The 21,659-nt window shown below is 33.7% G+C and carries 18 protein-coding genes and 1 other annotated feature; of the genes, 3 read left to right on the plus strand and 15 right to left on the minus strand.

Annotated elements, in window-relative coordinates; translation table 11 throughout:
- Window positions 1-18 precede the first annotated feature (18 nt).
- From DYE58_RS05040 to DYE58_RS05075, 7 genes are all read right to left on the minus strand, one after another.
- Window positions 19-1,335: a D-alanyl-D-alanine carboxypeptidase family protein gene (locus tag DYE58_RS05040; RefSeq protein ID WP_004820270.1), complete on the minus strand. Its 1,317-nt coding sequence runs from the start codon at window positions 1,333-1,335 to the stop codon at window positions 19-21.
- Window positions 1,336-1,398: 63 nt separating this feature from the next.
- Entirely contained in the window at window positions 1,399-2,163 is a 765-nt protein-coding gene (locus DYE58_RS05045) for a PHP domain-containing protein (RefSeq protein ID WP_004820268.1), read from the minus strand.
- 63 nt (window positions 2,164-2,226) lie between these two features.
- Window positions 2,227-3,408 (minus strand): M20 metallopeptidase family protein, encoded by a 1,182-nt coding sequence (locus DYE58_RS05050; RefSeq protein ID WP_004820266.1) that lies wholly within the window; start codon window positions 3,406-3,408, stop codon window positions 2,227-2,229.
- A 9-nt stretch (window positions 3,409-3,417) separates the two neighbouring features.
- The gene (locus DYE58_RS05055) at window positions 3,418-4,569 is read right to left on the minus strand and encodes a hypothetical protein (protein WP_004820265.1); all 1,152 of its coding nucleotides are present in this window, start codon (window positions 4,567-4,569) and stop codon (window positions 3,418-3,420) included.
- A 79-nt stretch (window positions 4,570-4,648) separates the two neighbouring features.
- Window positions 4,649-4,886, minus strand: a binding site (T-box leader).
- Window positions 4,887-5,007: 121 nt separating this feature from the next.
- On the minus strand, window positions 5,008-5,730 hold the full coding sequence (locus tag DYE58_RS05065) for an amino acid ABC transporter ATP-binding protein (RefSeq protein WP_004820261.1): 723 nt from the start codon (window positions 5,728-5,730) through the stop codon (window positions 5,008-5,010).
- Window positions 5,723-6,394, minus strand: a complete 672-nt coding sequence (locus DYE58_RS05070) for an amino acid ABC transporter permease (RefSeq protein WP_040552248.1) — start codon at window positions 6,392-6,394, stop codon at window positions 5,723-5,725. The genes DYE58_RS05065 and DYE58_RS05070 overlap by 8 nt, the downstream gene beginning before the upstream one ends.
- Window position 6,395: 1 nt before the next feature.
- On the minus strand, window positions 6,396-7,199 hold the full coding sequence (locus DYE58_RS05075) for a transporter substrate-binding domain-containing protein (protein WP_050794613.1): 804 nt from the start codon (window positions 7,197-7,199) through the stop codon (window positions 6,396-6,398).
- Window positions 7,200-7,450: 251 nt separating this feature from the next.
- On the opposite strand from DYE58_RS05075, the gene DYE58_RS05080 reads away from it, so the two are divergent.
- The 3 genes from DYE58_RS05080 to DYE58_RS05090 are packed head-to-tail and all read left to right on the plus strand — an operon-like array spanning window position 7,451 to window position 9,615.
- Window positions 7,451-8,338: a diacylglycerol/lipid kinase family protein gene (locus DYE58_RS05080; RefSeq protein ID WP_004820255.1), complete on the plus strand. Its 888-nt coding sequence runs from the start codon at window positions 7,451-7,453 to the stop codon at window positions 8,336-8,338.
- Between the two features lie 2 nt (window positions 8,339-8,340).
- On the plus strand, window positions 8,341-9,057 hold the full coding sequence (ymfI, locus tag DYE58_RS05085; RefSeq protein WP_004820253.1) for an elongation factor P 5-aminopentanone reductase: 717 nt from the start codon (window positions 8,341-8,343) through the stop codon (window positions 9,055-9,057).
- Window positions 9,058-9,093: 36 nt separating this feature from the next.
- Window positions 9,094-9,615 (plus strand): methylated-DNA--[protein]-cysteine S-methyltransferase, encoded by a 522-nt coding sequence (locus DYE58_RS05090; RefSeq protein WP_004820251.1) that lies wholly within the window; start codon window positions 9,094-9,096, stop codon window positions 9,613-9,615.
- Window positions 9,616-9,873: 258 nt separating this feature from the next.
- Here the strand turns inward: DYE58_RS05090 and DYE58_RS11550 are convergent, their stop codons facing one another.
- The 8 genes from DYE58_RS11550 to DYE58_RS05125 all read right to left on the minus strand — a co-directional run bounded on the left by DYE58_RS11550 (window position 9,874) and on the right by DYE58_RS05125 (window position 21,595).
- Window positions 9,874-10,005, minus strand: coding sequence for a hypothetical protein (locus DYE58_RS11550; protein ID WP_004820249.1), 132 nt, complete (start codon window positions 10,003-10,005; stop codon window positions 9,874-9,876).
- Window positions 10,006-10,014: 9 nt separating this feature from the next.
- A complete protein-coding gene (gene cls / locus DYE58_RS05095) occupies window positions 10,015-11,493 on the minus strand; it encodes a cardiolipin synthase (protein WP_004820247.1) in 1,479 nt (492 codons plus the stop codon).
- Window positions 11,494-11,501: 8 nt separating this feature from the next.
- Window positions 11,502-13,325: a translational GTPase TypA gene (typA, locus tag DYE58_RS05100; RefSeq protein ID WP_004820245.1), complete on the minus strand. Its 1,824-nt coding sequence runs from the start codon at window positions 13,323-13,325 to the stop codon at window positions 11,502-11,504.
- A 98-nt stretch (window positions 13,326-13,423) separates the two neighbouring features.
- Window positions 13,424-13,816 (minus strand): ATP-binding protein, encoded by a 393-nt coding sequence (locus tag DYE58_RS05105; protein WP_115312079.1) that lies wholly within the window; start codon window positions 13,814-13,816, stop codon window positions 13,424-13,426.
- A gap of 382 nt (window positions 13,817-14,198) precedes the next feature.
- Window positions 14,199-15,320, minus strand: a complete 1,122-nt coding sequence (locus DYE58_RS05110) for a hypothetical protein (RefSeq protein ID WP_004820243.1) — start codon at window positions 15,318-15,320, stop codon at window positions 14,199-14,201.
- 99 nt (window positions 15,321-15,419) lie between these two features.
- Window positions 15,420-17,168: a pyruvate kinase gene (gene pyk, locus DYE58_RS05115; RefSeq protein WP_004820241.1), complete on the minus strand. Its 1,749-nt coding sequence runs from the start codon at window positions 17,166-17,168 to the stop codon at window positions 15,420-15,422.
- Between the two features lie 9 nt (window positions 17,169-17,177).
- Entirely contained in the window at window positions 17,178-18,137 is a 960-nt protein-coding gene (gene pfkA, locus DYE58_RS05120) for a 6-phosphofructokinase (protein WP_004820239.1), read from the minus strand.
- A gap of 2 nt (window positions 18,138-18,139) precedes the next feature.
- The gene (locus DYE58_RS05125; RefSeq protein WP_004820237.1) at window positions 18,140-21,595 is read right to left on the minus strand and encodes a DNA polymerase III subunit alpha; all 3,456 of its coding nucleotides are present in this window, start codon (window positions 21,593-21,595) and stop codon (window positions 18,140-18,142) included.
- Window positions 21,596-21,659: the final 64 nt, after the last annotated feature.

The following is a 21,659-nucleotide window of genomic DNA, read 5'->3' on the forward strand; positions in this document are numbered from 1 at the left end:
CCTTGTCTCCAAAGTGTCTTAAGCTGCTTTTATGTTATTTATAATATCTCTGTAGATATGTTGTATCTTATAGATAAAACCTTTTTGTAAAACTCTATCTTTTACTATTACATCTTGTTTTAAAATCTCTTCTCCATCCATAGTGTAAGTAATTTTACCCACAACTTCACCAGCCGGAATTGGAGCTAAAAGACCTTCTTTTAGCGTTACAGTTTTTTTAATCTCACTTTTCCCGTCCCAAAGCACATTGCCCGTAGATTTTTCAAATACATTTACTTCCCCTGCCTCCGAATTTTCTACTTTTAACTTTGCTACGGGTTCTTCAAGATTTCCTATCACTGTGTATCTATATTTCTCCAGTCCGCCACCAACTAATTTCTTTGCAGCTACATATCTAGCCCAGTCGCTTGGAGCTCCTGTTATAATTCCTATTAACCTTGTGTCTAAACTCTTTCCTTCCCCCTTTTTTAGGGCTGTTGCCATAAGACATCTGCCTGCTGCATTTGTGTATCCTGTCTTTAATCCATCTACACCTCTTACAACCCCTAAAATCGGATTGGTATTATATTCTTCAAAGTTTCTCTCAGGCTCAATTATCGATTCTATTGAAGTGTACTTCAATGCCTCAGGATAATCATTTATAAAATGTCTCGCCAATATAAACATTTCTCTTGTGGTCATCTTATTATATGTTTCATTTGAATAATCTGTAAGCCCTGTTGGATTTACCATCTCGGCATGTTTAAGTCCAAGAGCTTTACACTTTTCATTCATTTCATTTACAAATTCTTCTTTCGAGCCGTATATATGTTTCCCAAGAGATGTTATCGCATCATTTCCTGAAACTACTAATGCCGCTTTTATCAAGTCCTTGACCGCCACTATGTCTCCCTCTTTCAACTTGTACGTTGAACCTGTAAGTCTTGCCGCCTCGGAATCGATAGTAACTTTATCTTCCATAGAAATTTTATTTGCCTTTATCGCATCAAATACAACATAAACTCCAACTATTTTAGACATTGATGCCATCGCTCTAACTTCATCTATATTATATGATTCAAGTATTTTCCCGCTTTTATAGTCCCCCAAAATATATGAGCCGGTTAAACTTTCCAAAGGTCGTTCTTCTAAACTCTTTATCTTGTCAGCTTCTGCCTGTGTTGCCTTCTGAACACCTTTTTTAGTTGGGACTAAAATATTTTGATTTCTAATCTCTTTAATTTCTGTCTCTACATTGGATTCCTTTTTTTCAGGAGTTTTAACTTCAGAATTCGCATATACTAAGTTTTCACCAAGTAAGACTAAAGAAAGAAGAAAAATTGTCAGTTTCTTCATATTTCACCTCTCAAATATTTTATCAGAGTTTTCAAAACATATAAAACTTTTTATAAGATTGTTTTATATAAATTCTCTCTCTTCGATTTTTAAATATGAATAAGCTTTTCTAAGTTGCTCTTCAGCATCTCGATTATTTAAAAACTTCGGACTGTGAGCATCATATCCTATTGCAAATTTAGGCCCTATTTCTGACATTGTCTTAAATACTTTTTTGTATGGATAGTAGTTAGTTTCCTCTCCGTCAACTATCCCTTTTGATATTAAAAAGCCTTTTAAATTCAACTCCACATAAACACAATTTTCTTTTGCCGCTATTGCAATCTGCCTAATAGCTTTATCACATTCTTTGGAATAAGTTTCTCTTGCCCTCATAAAATAATCCGGGTGTGCTAAATATTTAAAATACCCTGTGCTAAGCCCTTTGCACACAATTTCAGCCATCTTTCTAACTTCATAATCAGTTGCACTATCATGTAGATATAAATCAGTTCTCTCAAGAGAGTGTTGACCTAAAATCAAATAATCAACTCTCTCTGATGTCTCTTTTATATAACTGTCCATATCTTTAAAATATTCTGTTTCATATCCTAATTTTATTTTTATTTCGGGATATTTACTCCCTAATTCTCTTACAATTTTTTCATATTCAACTTTTTCCGCCATTGTAGGCCTTTCATGTGGAACTATCCAATCTTCAAAAGGCAAGTGTTCGCTAAAACCCAAAACTTTAAATTGCGATTCAATTGCAGACTTAACATATTCTTCTTCTCTTCCAACCCCATGTCCACATCTATATGTATGTGTATGGTAATTATACTCTTGCATCTTATCACCTGATGTATATTATATCACTCAATAAAAAATTCGCCTCACTATGAGGCAAATTAATTAAATGCTATTTTTATTAAGATAATCTAAAGCCACTTGACAATAAATTGCAACACCTTTAGCTAAAATACTTTCATCTATATTAAACTGCGGATTGTGATTATTGAACTTGTACCCTTCGTCCGGAGACCCCGCGCCAATTTGAACAAATACTGATGGAACTTTTTGTGAAATATATGCAAAATCTTCTGTTCCCTTCATTGCATTGACCACGTGTATTTTTTCTTTATTAATTACCTGCTCTATAGAGCTTATAACTTCATCTACCAATTTTTCATCATTGTATACTGACGGAGCTTGCATTGTGTGGATTATTTCAACACTTGCTCTGTATGTGTTAGATATTCCTTCGGCAATTTCTTTCATCCGCTTATTTACAAATTCCCTTACAGATTCCTTTCGTGTTCTTATACTGACTTCTAACTCTGCTCTACCAGCAGTTGTATTAACCGTTGCTCCACCCAAAATTTTCCCAACTAATAATACACAACTCTCATCAGATGAAATTTCTCTTGCTAGTATATTTTGTAAACCTATCGCTATATGGCAAGCTATTATCACAGCATCTATTCCTTTTTCAGGTGTGGAGCCATGAGATTGTTTTCCATTTACTATTATCCTATACGCATCCGCACTTGTTGAAACTTCCCCTTTTGAAATATATACGTGTCCAATTTTATTATCATCTTCTCCCGACATAACGTGTTGTGCTAATGCTCCATTCACTTTTGGATTTTCTAATATTCCATTTTGCAGCATATCTAATGCCCCTTTAAGTAATTCCTCTGCAGGTTGGAACATCAATTTCACTGTGCCATTTAATTCTTCTTCTCTATTTTTTAGTATTTTAGCAGTTGCTAGTAACATTGCCGTATGAGCGTCATGCCCACAACTATGTGTGAATTTATTTTTCGAAGTATATTCAACACAAGTTTGCTCTTCCATTGGTAAGGCATCCATGTCTGCTCTCAATAGAAAAACCGGCTCCCCTTTACCAATTGTAACTTCTATCCCCGATCTGCCGCATTCTTCTGGTTCAAGTCCGTAGCTTTTCAATTCATTTTTCACAAAATTTAAAGTCTCAGGCAATTCAAACCCAATTTCCGGATTTTGGTGTAATCTTCTTCTATTTGAAATTATTTCTTCTTGTATATCTAAAGCATCTTTTAAAAATTTATTCATAACTTCCCCCTATAAAAATTTGACTAAAACTCCTGCAATTATTACAGAAAATATAGTTACTGTAATAAATCCTGCTGTCAACATCTTTGGCTCAAGATAATCCACTATAATCTTTTTTTCTGTTTCATTTCTTCCTATCGCTTCAGCTACTTCATTTGGTATAAAAAATGTAGTAGGAAATCCAAATGTACAAGTTAGTATCAACGATATCGCAAGTTTATAACTGATTCTAAAAACCTTAGCTAAAAAATATCCTGAAAATACTGCGAATATAAGTCCTGTAAAAAGACAAATTAAAAGCGGATATAAAAGTTCTATAATTTTAAAAATTGTTACATCAGCTAAATTTGAAAATATAACTAATGTTGTTAAAAATAAAACTAAATTTGCACTGTCTGTCCTTTTCAAGCTATCCTCTTCTAAAAATCCAATTTCATAAAAAACTATTCCCAATAGCAAACAAATTATAAAATAGTGTATACCAGTAGCGCTAGATAATACACTTGCAAAAGAAGTAACTATTCCCAACCTAACAAAATGTCCCATAGGTCTATCTAAAACATCTGGCATATTAAATTTAACCTTGTATGCTTTTTTAGTGATATCTGTAAGTCTTTTCTCTAAATATTTTTTATTTTCTATATATTCTTTGGCTTCTCTTCTCAATAAATATGATGAAACTGGAATACCCACAAACCCTTGAGTAATTAACATCATTATGCAAAATGTCTGAACGTCTTTAAATCTGATTGTATTTAATTTCTCCATCATAACCAATGCCGCAGCATTTCCTCCTGCAAATATCGGGGCTCCTGCCAAAGCATATTGTCGATTTATTATAAAACTGCCAATAGCTATAATCCCGAGCACACTAATACTCGTGCCAGTTAATGCTATCACTACAGTTCTCCACTGTTTTCTCAATTCTCTAAAATTTATCCTTGTTCCAAGTGATGTAAGCAATAATCCCACAATGTTCATCGAAAATGGTATTATCTTTGAATCCTCAAAAATAGTCTTTGGTATTAATGTTCCAAAACCAATTAATAAAGTTATTGAAATAACTAAAGTAATTGATAGCCTTGCCCTTGTTTTCTCTGCCACTATTTCTCCAAACAGATACACAAAAGCCAAAAAAGTTAATGCAAATATTGGTTTCATAATTTTCTCTCCTTCTTTTTAGAGATTGAATGAGAAGGATGAAAATCTAATTTATGTAATAAAAAAAGACTTTCATCCCAACTGGGACAAAAGTCTGTAACTTCTGCGGTACCACCCAAATTTGCTTGCGCACACTCATCCAATACTATCATATTGGTCCCAAGATAACGGTAGGGTTCCGTTGGGCAATACTCTGCTACGCATTTCCTCCCACCCTCAAAAGTCCATTCACTATAAACGAATTTATGATCTTTCACCAAACAATCACTCTCTACAAAATTCTATTTATACCTACTCTTCTTTTTTAACGGCTTGTTGAAACGATTTTAGAATAAATTTTAATCTATGTCAAGTTTGAATTTAATTTATTTTGGATTTAAGCATTAACCATTTCAACTGTTTACATAAAAATATCCAAGCATAAAAGCTTGGATAGATTTATAATATTTTTCCAAAGAAGTCTTTAGTTCTCTCTTCTTGCGGATTATTAAATATTTCTTCCGGAGTATTTTGTTCTACAATATATCCTCCGTCCATAAATATTACTTTGTCTGCAACTTCTTTAGCAAATCCCATCTCGTGAGTTACTATGACCATTGTCATACCATCCTCAGCCAAAGTTTTCATTACATCTAATACTTCCCCTACCATTTCAGGATCAAGTGCTGATGTAGGTTCATCAAAAAGCATAACTTCAGGCTCCATAGCAAGCGCTCTGACAATTGCAATACGTTGTTTTTGGCCACCTGATAGAGATTTTGGATAGCTGTTCTTTTTATCTTCTAATCCAAATCTTTTTAGAAGTACCAAAGCTTTTTCCTCTGCCTCAACTTTATTCATGCCCTTTACATTTATTGGTGCCAAAGTTATATTTTCTAAAATAGTCATATGTGGAAACAAATTAAATTGCTGAAAAACCATTCCCATTTTTTCACGCACATGGTCTATATTCACACCTTTTTGATTAATTTTTTCTCCATCCACTATTACATCACCCTCATCCGGAACTTCTAATAGATTTAAACATCTCAAAAATGTAGACTTTCCTGATCCGGATGGTCCGATAACTACAAGCACTTCCCCTTTATCTATTTCTTGGTCTATTCCCTTTAAAACTTCTAAATTGCCAAATCTCTTTTTAAGTCCTAGCGTCTTAATCATTTGCCATCCTCCTTTCAATTCTATTCATTGCTTTTGAAAGTGTAAATGTCATTATGAAATAGCATATTGCAGCGTATATCATAGGCCTTATAGGTTGGTAAGTTGAAGCTTTAATTGCATTTGCTCTATAAATTATATCCGGCATTCCAACCATTAAGACTATGGCAGTTTCTTTTATCAAGGCTACAAATTCATTCCCTAAAGCCGGCAAAATTGTCTTAAAGGCCTGCGGCAATATAATTTTTCTCATCGTTTGTCTTTGAGTAAGACCTAAACAACGACCGGCTTCAAATTGACCTTTATCTACAGATAATATTCCACCTCTTATTAACTCAGCTATATAAGCTCCGGCGTTCATAACTATCGCCAATGTACACAAAAATATTGCATTTGTAAAAAAAGCATTTGTGTCTTGTAAATATACTTTAAGACCAAAAAACACGATAAGTAATTGGACCATAAGTGGTGTTCCTCTTATTACTTCCACATAAGTTGTACCTATCGTCCTCAAAACTTTGTTGTTACTAAGTTTTAACCAGGAAATTAAAAAGCCAAGTAAGGTTCCAAACACTACTCCCAATATTGAAAAGAGCAGTGTCATCCCCGTACCGGCTAAATAGGATTGCCAGAATTTACCAATAAATTCTAATTCCTTTTGTATCATCTCATTCACCCGCAGATTGTGAATATTGGTCTATCCACGCTTCGATTTTACCTTCTGCCTTTAGTTTATCTATGGCCTTGTTGATTTCTTCAACAAGTGCAGTATTTCCCTTTTTAACTGCTGCTGAATAACCGGGTTCATTAGGAGCTCCAATATCTACCGTAGCTAACCCTTCTTGCATAGAAGCAAATTTCTCAGCAACTATTTTTGCTGCAAATACAACATCATAAGTTTTATTTTTAAGTTCCATTACAACTGCATTATTATCTTGAATAGATTTAACTTCAGAATCTTTGAAGTTTTCTTTTGCATAAGATTCTTGAACAGTTCCAAATTGTGTTCCAATTGTAAGCCCCTTTAAATCTTCAACCGACTTATATTTCTCAACGTCTTCTGCCCTTACAAGTAAAACTTGACCTTGTTCATTGTACGGAATTGAAAAATCTACTGCTTCTTCACGTTCCGGAGTGGACGCCATACCTGACATTACAAAATCCATTTCTCCTACATTAAGAGCTGCAATAAGACCATCAAAAGACATATCTTTTATTTGTAACTCAACACCTAAATCTTCAGCTACTGCTTTAGCAATTTCTATATCAATTCCAACTATCTCATCTTTTCCATTTTCTATGTTGTGGAATTCATAAGGCGGATAGTCTGCACTTGTTCCAAGAATAATAGTGCCACTTTCTTTTATCTTGGCTAAAGAATCTTCAACCTTAGTTTCTTTTTTATCTCCTGAACATGCAACTAAACCCATTAGCAATACTCCCATTGCCATAATTGATACTAACTTTTTCATTTTTCTTTCCCCCATTAATTTTTATTTACATAAGTTATATCTCTCAAAAAATTAATCGGTTCTCATGGGTTTGGAAAAGTTTAAGGTTATTTTCCATGTTCTCTTGCAGCTTTCTAAGTAACCCAAGATTAAGGCCCCCTTTTTTTAAAAATTTAAAATATTATATTAAAATTTTAAAAAAATTTCAAGTATTAAAATATGAATAACTATTGGTATAGAAATTTCCATAGGTTTATATTAAAATCTAAGTTATGAAAACAATTTTTATAATAAGCTCTAAATCTAGAAATGAGTATGCAGATTTAAAAAAGGAAATAATAAGCATATATTCTAAAGCTGATTTGGAGTTTGAAATATATACAACTGAAAATAAAAATAGTATAAAAGAAATAACTCGCAAGTATTCGGATAAAGAGTGTATCATCTATGTGTGCGGCGGAGATGGAAGTTTAAATGAAGCTGCATCAGAGCTTGTGAATAAAAAAGCTGCACTTGGCTTAATTCCACTTGGCACTGCAAATGATTTTTCAAAAAATTTTGATTACTCTAAATTTTCATTAGACGATACTCTAAATCCCGTTGTCAAAACTTGCGACATAATTCAGCTAAATGATATGTTTTGTATAAATATATTAAGCTTTGGACTTGATACAATAGCTTTGTCAAATACATATAAAGTTCTTGAAAAATTTCCATTTTTAAAAGCAAAAGCATATCCTTTCGGAATACTCAGATCTATTTTTAAGCCTTTTGCTTTACACTTAGATATTGAATTGAATTTAAGGGATGGAAAAATATATAAAGCTGATGATTTATTTACTCTTGGAGCTGTTTGCAATGGCAGTTATTATGGCGATGGTTTCAATCCTTCTCCAAACTCAAGAGTAGATGACGGAATTTTAGAAGTTGTTTTAGTAAAAAAATTAAACCTAATAAATATTTTAAAAATACTCCCTTCTTATAAAAAGGGACTACATTTAAAATATCCTCAAATAGATATTTTGGAAGTTGAGTCTGGTACTATTAAAAGCAACGATACTATACTATCTAATGTAAATGGTGAAATTTTTGAAACTAAACAAATTGATTTTAAAATTTTAAAATCTGCAATTAAATTTGTATACTTGGGAGGACTTTAATTTTGAAAAAAGTACTTATAACCGGTGGCGCTAAGGGAATTGGCAAAGCAGTATCTGAAAAACTATTTGCAGATGGCTACCAAGTTTTAATCAACTACAATAGCAGTAAAGACGCTGCCGAGGCATTGGCAAAAAACCTCAACACAAAAGCTTACCAAGCTGATGTTTCAAATTATAATGAAGTTAAAACTATGATTGATAAAATAAAATCCGACTTCGGAAATATAGATGTCTTGATAAACAACGCCGGAATTTCTGTGGTATCTCTATTTCAAGATTTAGAAGTTGCAAAATGGAAAAAGCTATTTAACGTCAATGTAGGCGGATGTTTTAATACTATTCACTGTGTCCTTCCCGATATGATATCAAATAAACGAGGAGTAATCTTAAACGTATCTTCTATTTGGGGTTCTCATGGTGCATCTTGTGAGGTTGCTTACTCTGCAACTAAAGGCGCAATAGAATCTTTGACAAAATCTTTGGCACTTGAATTGGCACCTTCCAATATAAGAGTAAATGCCATTGCTCCCGGAACTGTGAATACTGAAATGATGAAATGCTACACCGATGAAGATTTAAAATACATCTGTGAGAATATACCTATGATGAGAATGGCGGAACCAACTGAAATAGCTGAGTTAGTATCATTCTTAATCTCGGATAAAAACTCATATATGACAGGTCAAATAATTTCAACAAATGGCGGTATGGGTGTATAAATTGATTTACTATCTATTCTTTTGGAAGGAGGATATATGAACTACATTCAAAATTATATTTCACCTATCGGAGAAATGTTTATGTTTAGTGACGGAGAGAATTTAATAAATTTATCTTATGTCAACGCAAAATACTATCAAGAACTCCATAAATCAAATGCTATAAAAAATAACCTTCCAATTTTTGAGACCACTAAATCTTGGTTGGATATTTATTTTAATGGTGGAATCCCAAACTTTACACCCTCTATCAAGCTAAAAGGCACTGACTTTAGAATAAAAGTCTGGAAACTCTTGATGGATATTCCATACGGAACTACAACAACTTACGGTGAAATAGCTAAAAAAATATCTTCACAAAATAATTTAAAACAAATGTCAGCTCAAGCTGTTGGCGGAGCCATAGGTCACAATCCAATCTCAATAATAATTCCTTGTCACAGAGTTGTCGGAAGTGACGGATGCATAACCGGGTATGCCGGTGGTATCGACAAAAAAGTTAAACTACTTAAAATTGAAGGAGCATATAAAGATAATTTCTACCTTCCAAAAATATAAGAGCAGATATCAAATTAGATACCTGCCTTTTTAATCTATATATTTTTTTAAATTTTCAGTGTCTGTTTTGCCGCCATTTTCAATTACAACTGTCTTGGCACCTTTTGTTATGACATCTTTTTAATTACCATTTTTCCAACCTGTTTGCTAAATTTCATTCTCTTCAAATATATTTATCAAATTTTTAATAAATCTATTAAACGTATCCTACAAATAAAAGATTGTCACCAATTTAGGATAACAACCTCTTATTGTAATTTATTTCTTAGATGGCTCTAGAACTTTGACTCCATCCATTTTGTCCACATGCACATACTTTCTAAAGTCAACAATGTTCATTATTGTAATTGCAATTACAACTATCAAAAATATTTTCATTATAAATTTCATTCTATCCTCTTAGAGTATTGGCGATAAAAGTCTTGAGAAACCCTCTCTCACCTTTATATGCCAAGGTCTGTTTTTGTAATTTTCCAATGTTATTTCTGTTGAGCTCTCAACGTCTCTATAAAAGTCTTCAACTAATTTAGCATTCATGTCTCTATCAAAAATAAATGCATTTACTTCAAAGTTTAATTCAAAACTTCTTATATCAAAATTAGCAGTGCCCACACTTGATACTACATCATCTGAAATAACTATCTTGTTGTGCATAAAACCGCCTTCATAGTAATATGCCTTACAGCCCCAATGCAACAACTCTCCAATAAAAGAAAGTGAAGCCCAATGTACGAATATATGGTCCCTTATTCTCGGTATCATTATATTTACTTCTACTCCTGAAAGAGCTGCGACTTTAAGTGATTTAAAAAGTCCTTCGTCCGGAACAAAGTATGGAGTTTGTATAAAAATTCTCTTCTTTGCTTTTGTTATCAGCTTTTCATATCCGTTTCTAACAGAGTCAACTTTTGTGTCCGGTCCACTGGTAACTATACAAACTTCTGAACCTTTGGACGCCAAATCTTTTTCAGTTTTAATAAATGTCATTGGCGCCATGCTTGCTCTTTTACCAGATGCAAATTTATAATCTAGATAAAATCTAAATTCTAACCCTCTTATAGCATCTCCAACTATTCTAAGATGAGTATCTCTCCAAAATCCAAATTTTTTGCTCCTTGAAATATATTCATCTCCTATGTTGTATCCTCCGACATATCCAATTTTATGATCTATTACAATTATCTTTCTATGATTTCTGTAGTTGATACGCGTATTGATGTTTTTAAAAATTCCCGGAAAAAATACTTCCACTTTTACTCCAGCTTCAGCAAGTTGTCTCCTATCCTTGCTCTTAAATTTTCTTCCACCCATACCATCTACTAATAAGATTACTTCCAATCCCTGTTTAGCTTTTTCTTTTAAAAGATTTATTATCTCTGTTCCCAAATTATCAGATTTGAAAATATATGACTGGATATAAATTGAAGTCTTTGCCGCTTTAATATCATCTATCAAGGTTTTAAAATAACTTTCCCCATCTATAAATCTTTCAATTTGATTGTTGGAATACATTATTTCATTTTCACCCATGTTAAACATATGAATCATATCCAAATATCCATATATACTTTCGCCTTTTTCAACTTCTCTTTCCAATGTAGCTATTTGGTTTCTTGCAATATAGTACATCTTCTTTTCAATTTTCTCTTTTTTGTCGAAAATTTTTATCTTTGAAAGGTCTTGTCCTAATATCAAATAGAGTATGAATCCTATTATTGGTAAAAAATTAATTGCCATGACCCATAACAATGTAGATGTTGGTTTTCTCTTCTCTGTAAAAATAATTATCACAGAAAAAACTAAGTTTAATATAAATATTATTCCATACGCAGAGAAGAAACTAACCACTCTATCCATGCTAAAAAATGGTGTAAACACTTTACCACCTACTTATTTTTTTTAGATTTATATCTTATTTGTGAATTTAAAATTTTCTTTCTTATTCTAAAAGTTACCGGAGTAACTTCTATTAACTCATCATCTTCAATAAATTCAAGAGCTTCTTCTAAAGACATATCTACCGTTGGAGATAGTTTGAGCGCTTCATCTGCCCCTGAAGCTCTGACATTGCTTTGTTTCTTAGTCTTAGTTACTGAAACTTCAATTTCAACGCCCTTTGGAGATTGCCCAACAACTTGGCCTTCATATACTTCTTCTGAAGGTTTTACAAATAAGTCTCCTCTTGATTGAGCATTGTTAAGTCCGTAAGCAGATGCTGTACCTGTGTCAAAAGATACTATTGAAGCATCCATACGTCTTGGTATATCCCCCTTATATGGCTCATAATCTAAGAAAAGTGTATTTAATATACCATTTCCCTTTGTATCACTCATAAATTCTGAGCGATATCCTATTAATCCGCGTGCCGGCATTTTAAATTCAAGTTTTGCATATCCGCCTGTTGGCTCTTGCATTGAAACAAGTTCTGCTTTACGTCTTCCCAGTTTTTCTATTACGCTCCCAACGTGTTCATTTGAAACGTCTATCGTAACAATTTCCATCGGTTCATGTAATTTTCCATCTATAGTCTTGTAAAGAACTTCCGGTTTAGAAATTTGGAACTCATATCCTTCACGTCTCATATTTTCAATTAAGACTGAAAGGTGAAGTTCTCCTCTTCCTGAAACTTTAAAAGAATCTGTTGAATCAGTATCTTCAACTCTAAGTCCAACGTCTGTTTGGAGTTCTCTGAAAAGTCTTGCTCTAATTTGCCTTGATGTTACAAATTTACCATCACGTCCTGCAAATGGAGAATCATTTACTGAAAAATTCATAGATAGTGTAGGCTCTGAAATCTTTACAAACTCCAATGGGGTTGGATCTTCTGTAGAAGCTATTGTATCTCCTATGTTTATATCCTCAATTCCGGAAACTGCAACTATACTTCCCGCCTTTGCCGTTTCAGCCGGTACTCTTTCAAGTCCTTCATATTCATATATATTTGTTATCTTAACTTTCTTGCATAGTTCAGGTTTTTCCTTGTTTACTATTACTACTGTGTCACCTTGGTTAAATTGTCCTCTTTCAACTTTTCCAACTCCAATTCTACCAACGTAGTCATTGTAGTCTATAGTTGAAATTAAAACTTGGAAAGGTGCTTCTACGTCATAATCAGGTGCCGGTATATAATCGATTATGGTATTAAATAGAGCACTCATATCTGTTGTCTCATCATTTAAATCAAGCTTTGCTATTCCAGCTTTTGCTGATGTAAATACGTGAGGACTTTCAAGAGCGTCATCACTAGCTCCTAAATCTATAAATAAATCTAATACTTCATCTACTACAGTTTCAGGTCTGGCTCCCGGTCTATCTATCTTATTTATTGCAACAATTACCGGTAAATCTAATTCAAATGCCTTTTTTAAAACAAATTTAGTTTGAGGCATCGGTCCTTCAAATGCATCTACTAAAAGGACAACCCCGTTTACCATCTTTAATACACGTTCAACTTCTCCTCCGAAATCGGCATGCCCCGGGGTATCTATTATGTTTATCTTAACCCCATCATGCATTACAGATGTGTTTTTTGAAAGAATTGTAATTCCTCTTTCTCTTTCTATTGCATTCGAGTCCATTACTCTCTCTTCTACAACTTGATTTTCTCTAAAAATACCTGATTGTTTTAATAATGCATCTACAAGAGTTGTCTTGCCGTGGTCTACGTGTGCAATAATAGCTATATTTCTTATATCGTCTCTTTTATTCATCTTTTCACTCCAATCTCTAAAAATTATATCACAGCTTGTTTATTTGTATATAAAAAATCACCTTAAATAAGGTGATTTAGCTAAAAATATTTATAATATTAAAAGTGCTTCAAAACAATTACTTCATTTTTATTAAAAACTAATTTATCTGTCAGTGCTTCTACTAATATGAGCCCTCTTCCACTACATTTTTCACTATTAAAACAATCATTTGAAGAATATTCTATAATTCCACATCCCTCGTCTACTACTCTTATAGTGATAGAAGTATCTTTTAGTACAACATTTAAATAAACATACTTTTCTTGATTGAGTTCATTACCATGTAATGCTCCATTCACCACCAACTCGTCAAGAATTAATTTCAAATCAAAAATTGTTTCTTCATCAAATATATATTCTTTTATTCGCTTTAACACATCCTCAACAAAAGGTTTGATCTGTTCAAGTTCACTTGAAACTGCCCCTTGGTAGGTGTATATCGCATCCATAGTCTCACCTCTTTTCATATATTTTATTTTTTACCCAATTATATATTTTTGTAACTTTTTTGATAAGATTTATATAAAATATTTTTTGGAATAAAGAAATATATACAAATACCGACAAAGTGTATGGTGCTTCACAATCACTCCACATCACCCACTTAATCCAATAAAAATCGCTGCAGTTTTTTTACCCATAGATTTCCATTATGTTTTTATGCAACTTCTGCAACCTCTTTATTAAATGAATTCTTTCTCAACAAGTTCACTATTAAACTTCATCTCTGCCCTCTTCTCAGTCCTTTTATTCTGATTGAATTTATATCCAATTTTAAAAAAATTAAAATAAAAACGGCTATTACTCTTTTTAAGCAATAACCGTCATATGTTATCTTATTGAAATTCTTTGGCTGTCTGTACCATTTGAATTTTTAATAGTAAAGTTTAATTGATAACCTTCCATTTTTGCATCTACTACTTCTTTATCAGTGTTGTAAACCATTCTACCAGTTCTATCATAAATTTGGCTCTTATCAGAATTTGCCTTTGAAGCAAATCTTATTATTGTGTAGTCTCCAACTTTAGTAGCGCTCATATAAGCTGCTCCGTTGTTTACTTTTTCGCCCTTTTCAGTTAAAACTGTTCCATCTTTGCTTTCTACATAGAAAGTTGTGTTGCCAAGGTTGATAGCTGTAGCTGCTGATATATTTTTGTTGATTATTGAAGATTCTTTGCTTATTCTGCCCTTTTCTAAATCATAGCTATAGTATCCATCTACAGAAGAAAATAGTAACTTATTTCCTTCACGGATAAATGATTTAATTTCCATGTCTGAAACTTGTTCAGATTTATTTCCTATCAAACTATCTTTAAATAATCTGTAAGAAGTTCCATCTGTTTTAACAACATAGTAATTTCCATTGTAGAATTCAGTCTTTGAATAGTCTTCAAATTTACTTTTCTTTCCCTCAATCTTTATATCAGATTTTGTTATTTCAGCTTTTTTAGAATTGATTACCAATCCTTTTTGGTGTGAGAAGTCATAGTCCCAATCAAATTCATCAACACCAAATCTCCAAGTCATTGGGAAATATGTCACATCTCTAAATGTTAGAAGTGGATATTGTTCTGTTCTATTGTTTATAGATTTACCATTTACCGCAATTGCAAATTCAGGTACTGAAACTTGATATTTGTCATTGTTTTTAACATTAGTTTGATAGAATTCAAACTTTCCTGCAATACCTGTCTTATTTATCTTTAGACCTGTTGCTTCGCTCCAATTTGTTTCAACACCTAAAAATCTTGATGTGTGATAAGTCATTGGGAAATATGTGATGTCTTTATAAACTAAAAGTGGATACTCAGCATATGTGTTATCTACTTTTTGTCCGTTAAGTGTGACATCAAATCTTGGTAATGTTGCATACTCTGTTCTAGCTTCTACTTTCACTGATAATGTTATTAAAAATGTAAGTACAAGCATTAATGAATAAATTTTCTTTTTCATTGTAATCATCTCCTTATCATATATTCTAACCTACATAAACAGTATATCAACTCTAATACAGTTACAGTTAGGAGTCAATTTTGTTTCAATAGTTAAGAATTAGTATATTCCTTTACGAACCGTTCCCTCTGAAGGGTCTATTGTCACAATATCCCCGGTGTTTATCCTTGTAAGAGCTCCATCAGCTCCAACAATTGTTGGAATACCTAAACTTATTGCAGTAATTGCCGCATGTGAAGTGTATCCGGCAGCTTCAGCTATGATTCCACCCGCACGCTCAACAAATGAAATTATCTCTTTATCTGTATTTGACACAACAAGTATGTTGCCTTCTTTAAAATTATTGATTAAATCATTTACCGAGTTTACTACCACAGCTCTTCCAGTTACCAACTCTTTTCCAATGCCTGTACCTTGAGTCAGTACCTTTGCTATAGTTTGTACTTTAATCAAGTTTGTTGAACCCGAAAGACCAACCGGTACCCCTGCTGTAATTACTACTACGTCTCCTTCTTCAACAAGCTTTTCTTCAATAACTCTGTTTATTGAATTTTTGAAAACTTCATCTGTTGTGTTTAAAGCCGGCACCAATATTGAAACTGCACCCCATGTCAAAGCAAGTTGTCTTCTAACTCTCTCTGAAGTTGTCGCAGCTATTATTGTAGACTTAGGTCTGAACTTTGAAATCGCCCTTGTTGTAGAACCTGATGTCGTCGCTGTAATAATTGCCTTTGCGCTTAAATCTTGAGCTATTGTACAAGTACTCTTTCCTATTGCATTTGTCACAGAAGTTGAAATTTCAGAAATTTGTTTTTCTAAAAGCTCTTGATAATTTATAGAATCTTCTGTCACTTCTACAATTTCTCTCATCACCTTTACAGCATTTAGCGGATATTTCCCACTTGCAGTTTCCCCTGATAACATAACCGCACTTGTCCCATCTAGTACCGCATTTGCAACGTCATTTGCTTCAGCTCTGGTAGGTCTTGGATTTCTCATCATAGAATCCAACATTTGAGTTGCAGTAATTACTGACTTGCCGGCAATATTACATTTTTTAATCATTTCTTTTTGAGCAAGGGGAACTCTTTCCGTTGGGATTTCAACTCCCAAATCCCCTCTGGCAACCATTATACCATCAGAAACGGCAAGTATTTCGTCTAAATTAGCCAACCCTTGTTCCGACTCTATCTTTGAAATAATTTTAATGTCATAGTTTCCGGCATCTTCAAGAACTTTTCTAATCTCCAACACATCTTCTTTACTTCTTACGAAAGACGCTGCGATAAAGTCTATATCGTTTTTAACCCCAAAAATTATATCAGATTTATCTTTATCGTTTAATAGAGGTAATTTTAAGTCCACTCCGGGAGCGTTAACTCCCTTCCTTTGAGAAATTACCCCTCCATTTTCAACTTCTGTATAGATATCTGTATCTGTCTTTGAAAGTACTCTGAGACCAACTAACCCATCGTCTATAAGTATTCTTGAGCCAACTGTAATGTCTCTAGGTAAATCGGCATACGATATAGAGGCTATAGTTTCGTCCCCTTCAACATCTCTATTTGTGAGTGTATAGTTGTCTCCGCTTTCAAGACGAACTTCCATAGAATCTTTAAAAAGCCCAAGTCTTATTTCAGGGCCTTTTGTATCTAACATTATCGCCACCGGAAGACCCATTTCTTCCCTAACTTCTTTTATTCTATCAATTTTAACTTGATGTTCTTCGTGACTCCCGTGAGAAAAGTTAAGTCTACAAACGTCAACTCCCTCTGTAAAAAGTTGTTTTAATATTTCCTTTGATTCCGTTGCCGGGCCTATTGTTGCCACTATTTTAGTCTTTTTCATAAAATCTCCTCAAATAGATGTCACTTCAAGTATATGCTTTAAATCATCTTTGAACTCTTTCTTAGTATTTAGCGCTTCTTCTAAATCAAATACTTCAACAGTTCCATCTTTAATACCTATTGCATGACTACCTTCATTATCGCAAATAAACTCCACAGCCTTGCTTCCCATAGCAGAGGCCATTATCCTATCGGATACATTAGGGCTTCCCCCTCTTTGAATGTAACCTAAAATAGTAACTTTAGTATCTATTCCCGTTAACTCTTCAAATTTTTCTGCTATTTCAAAACTATTTCCGGCACCCTCTGCTGCAATTATGATGTGGTGTCTCTTGCCTCTATTTTTCCCAACCAAAGCTTTTTTAGCTATTTCATCTAAATCAAACTCCCTCTCCGGAACTAATATATTTTCAGCACCGGAAGCTATTCCGGCATATAGGGCAATATCCCCACAATTTCTTCCCATTACCTCAACAACATTCGCTCTGCCGTGAGATTCAGTAGTATCTCTTATGTGAGAAATTGCATCCATTACAGTTGTAATTGCCGTAAAAAATCCAATTGTATAATCTGTATATCCCATGTCATTATCTATTGTAAGCGGAATACCCATCACGTCAATGCCGTGTTTTGAAAGTGCCATTGCACCTTTCATACTTCCATCGCCACCGGCCACTATTAACTTATCTATCCCAAATATTTCTAAAATATTTATAGCTTTTAATTGTCCCTCTTCAGTCATAAATCTCTCTGATCTTGAAGTCCCGAGGATTGTCCCCCCTCTGTGAATTATATCCGCCACAGAAGACTCATTCATCTCTATCAAATTCCCATCTATCAAGCCTTCATATCCGTTCTTAACTCCATAGACTTCAACTCCCTTGTAAATTGCAGTTCTAACCACAGCTCTTATAACTGCATTCATCCCCGGAGCATCTCCACCGCTTGTAAGTATAGCTATTTTCCCCATAATTACCTCAATATAAATTTATTTCCATCACCAATATAAGCTTTCAAACCACTTCTCAAATCTTCCGCTCTGTTCTCGTCAATCCAATATTTCTTTTCAGTTGCGTAAGCTTTTTTCTCATCTTCAAAGTAAAATATTACAGGTATATCTCCAGAATATTTTACCAATTCAGCTTTAACAGAATTTAGCAAGTTTGATTCTTTACTTCTCAAACTCAAATACAACTTTTTAACACTTTTTAACTCATCTTCATAATCTTTCAAAAGACTTATTGAGTCCACCAATATCTTAGGCTCTTCAATTTCAGACGCTTGTATATGCCCCTCTACCAACACGACATTTTCTTCGACAATAATATCCATGTACTTTTCATATACATTTGGAAAAATAACCAAATCAATTTGCCCTAAAATATCTTCAAGAGTTGCAAATGCCATCATCTTTTTGTTTTTAGTTATGAGAATTCGCTTACTCTTTATTATACCTGCAACTCTCAAATTTCTCATAATTAAATTTGTATTCATAGAATACTCTTCCATAATTCGGTTTGAATTTGTAGAACTCATTCTGTTTATCAACTCTACATAATCGTCCAACGGATGCCCTGATATATATATTCCCAATATTTCTTTCTCTAATTCAAGTTTAACCTTTTGTGTGAAATCTTTTAGTCTTGGTAGTTCCTCATCCATTTTCTGTTCTTCAAAAATTGAAAACTGTCCGCTTATATTATTTCTAAGAGTACCCAATACATTGTCAACAGTTTTTTCGTAAACTGCCAAATACTGAGTTCTGTTTCCTCCTAAACAGTCCAGCCCTCCGCACTTTATTAAATACTCCAGGGCTCTCTTATTTACTGCACTCGGATTTATTTCAGCAACTCTCTTTACAAAGTCGTTAAGAGATATAAATTCTCCACCCTTTTCTCTGGCTTCAACAGCAGCATCGATAAAGTTCTCGCCCATATTCTTAATAGCTTTTAACCCAAATCTTATCTTTCCATCTTCAACAGTGAATTTTTTAAAACTCTTATTTATATCAGGTGGCAATATATCTATTCCAAGCCTCTTACACTCTTCTACATACAGCGAAACTTGAGACATTCTTCCCATAAACGAAGTTATCTGCGCCGCCATAAACTCAACCGGATAATAATATTTCAGATAAGCCGTTCTATAAGCTACTACCGAATACGCAACAGAATGTGACTTGTTAAATGCATAATTTGCAAAATCTATCATTAAATCATAGATTTTATTGGCAGTCTTCTCATCTACTCCATTTCTTATAGCTCCGGCTATAACCAATTCGCCATTTTCTTCCTTACCATAAATGAAGTTTTGTCTCTCCTCTTCCATTACAGACATCTTTTTCTTACTCATGGCACGTCTTAACAAGTCAGCTTGTCCAAGAGAATAGCCGGCTACTTTTTGAACAATTTGCATAACCTGTTCTTGATATACAATGCACCCATAAGTAGTGGATAAAATATCTTCGACTAGAGGATGTGGATAGGACAACAGTTCGGAATTATGCTTAGATTCTATGAACTTTGGAATTTGACTCATTGGTCCCGGTCTGAACAGAGCATTTGCAGCAACTAAATCTTCAAAAGCGTCCGGTTTTAATTCCCTCAAGAAATTTCTCATCCCCTGAGATTCAAATTGAAATACGCCAAGAGTTTCAGCTCTTGCAAACATCTCAAGTATCTTCGGGTCATTCAATTCCACAAGAGAAAAATCAATCTTTATCCCATGATTTTCTTCAATTAACTTCAGAGCATCTCTTATTACCGTAAGAGTTCTAAGCCCTAAGAAATCCATCTTTAAAAGTCCAAGCTCTTCAAGCTCGATCATGTTGAACTGAGTAGCTATTATATCTCCATTTCTCGTGAGCGGAACATAATTTGTAACTTCATCTTTTGAAATTACTACCCCTGCCGCATGAGTTGAGGTGTGCCTTGGAAGTCCTTCAAGCTTTAAAGCCGTATCTATCAAATACCTGGTTTCATCAGAAGTTTCATATTCCTTTTTTAAAGTCGGACTCATTCCAAGAGCTTTTTCAATTGTCATATTAAGTTCTTCAGGAACTTGTTTGGCGATGTAGTCCACTCTTCCATAGCTTATGTCCAGGGCGCGACCAACATCTCTTAAGGCACCCCTTGCACCCAATGTACCAAAAGTTACTATTTGAGCTACATTTTCAGCACCATATTTTCTTATTACATATTCAATTACTTCTTCTCTTCTCTCATAGCAGAAATCTATATCTATATCCGGCATCGAAACTCTCTCCGGATTTAAAAATCTTTCAAATAGCAAATTGAATTTCAACGGGTCTATATCAATTATTCCAAGCGCATACGAAACTATTGACCCCGCTGCTGAACCTCTCCCGGGACCAACTTGAATATCAACACTTTTTGCATACCTTATAAAGTCCCATACAATCAAAAAATAATCAGTATATCCCATAGTTATTATGGTGTTGAATTCGTACTCAAATCTCTTCTTTATATCGTCCGTAACATCTCTATATCTGGCTTTTAAACCGTCCTCTGCAAGTTTTCTCAAATAGCTTACATTGTCATACCCTTTAGGAACTTCAAAATGCGGTAAGTGTAAATTGTGAAACTCTATTTCAACATTACACCTATCTGCAATTTTCACAGTATTTTCAAGAGCTTGTAAATCATTTGGAAATATTTGAGCCATTTCTTCGTAACTCTTTAGATAAAATTCCTCAGTCTCAAACTTCATTCTCTTTTCCGCATTTATAACAGTTCCTGTTTGAATACACAACAAAACGTCATGTGCGCTTGCATCTTCTTGCTTTAAATAATGAGCATCATTTGAAGCTATTAATTCTATCCCCGTTTCAATCGATAACTTTCTCAAAAGCTGGTTCACTTTTTTCTGAGCTAAGATTCCATGATCTTGTAACTCTAAAAAGAAATTTCCCTTTCCAAAAATATCTTGATAGTTAAGAGCCGTTTCTTTTGCTCCATCATAATCTCCGGAATGCAATTTCCTTTGAACTTCCCCGGCAAGACACGCGCTAGTGGCAATTATTCCCCTGCTATACTTCCTTAGAACTTCGTGGTCTACTCTAGGTTTATAGTAGTAACCGTGGACAAAACCTTCAGAAACTATCTTCATAATATTATTAAAGCCTTCGTTGTTTTCAGCTAATAATATTAAATGGTATCTCTTGTTGCTCCTGTCAAATTTTAAATAACTCTCTTCTGTTACATATACTTCACATCCCATTATCGGCTTTACTCCCGCCTCTTTACAGGCCTTATAAAACTGAATCGCTCCATACATATTCCCGTGGTCTGTGAGTGCAACAGCATTCATTCCCAAATCTTTTATTCTATTCGGTAACTCTTTAATCCTCGAAGACCCATCTAAAAGTGAATATTCACTATGGACATGAAGGTGTACAAAATCATTCAAATTATCCCTCTTCTATAATTTATACTAAAAAAGAGTTTTAATATTAATATTAAAACTCTATCAA

The sequence above is a fragment of the Peptoniphilus indolicus genome, from assembly GCF_900454665.1.
Classification (GTDB): domain Bacteria; phylum Bacillota; class Clostridia; order Tissierellales; family Peptoniphilaceae; genus Peptoniphilus; species Peptoniphilus indolicus.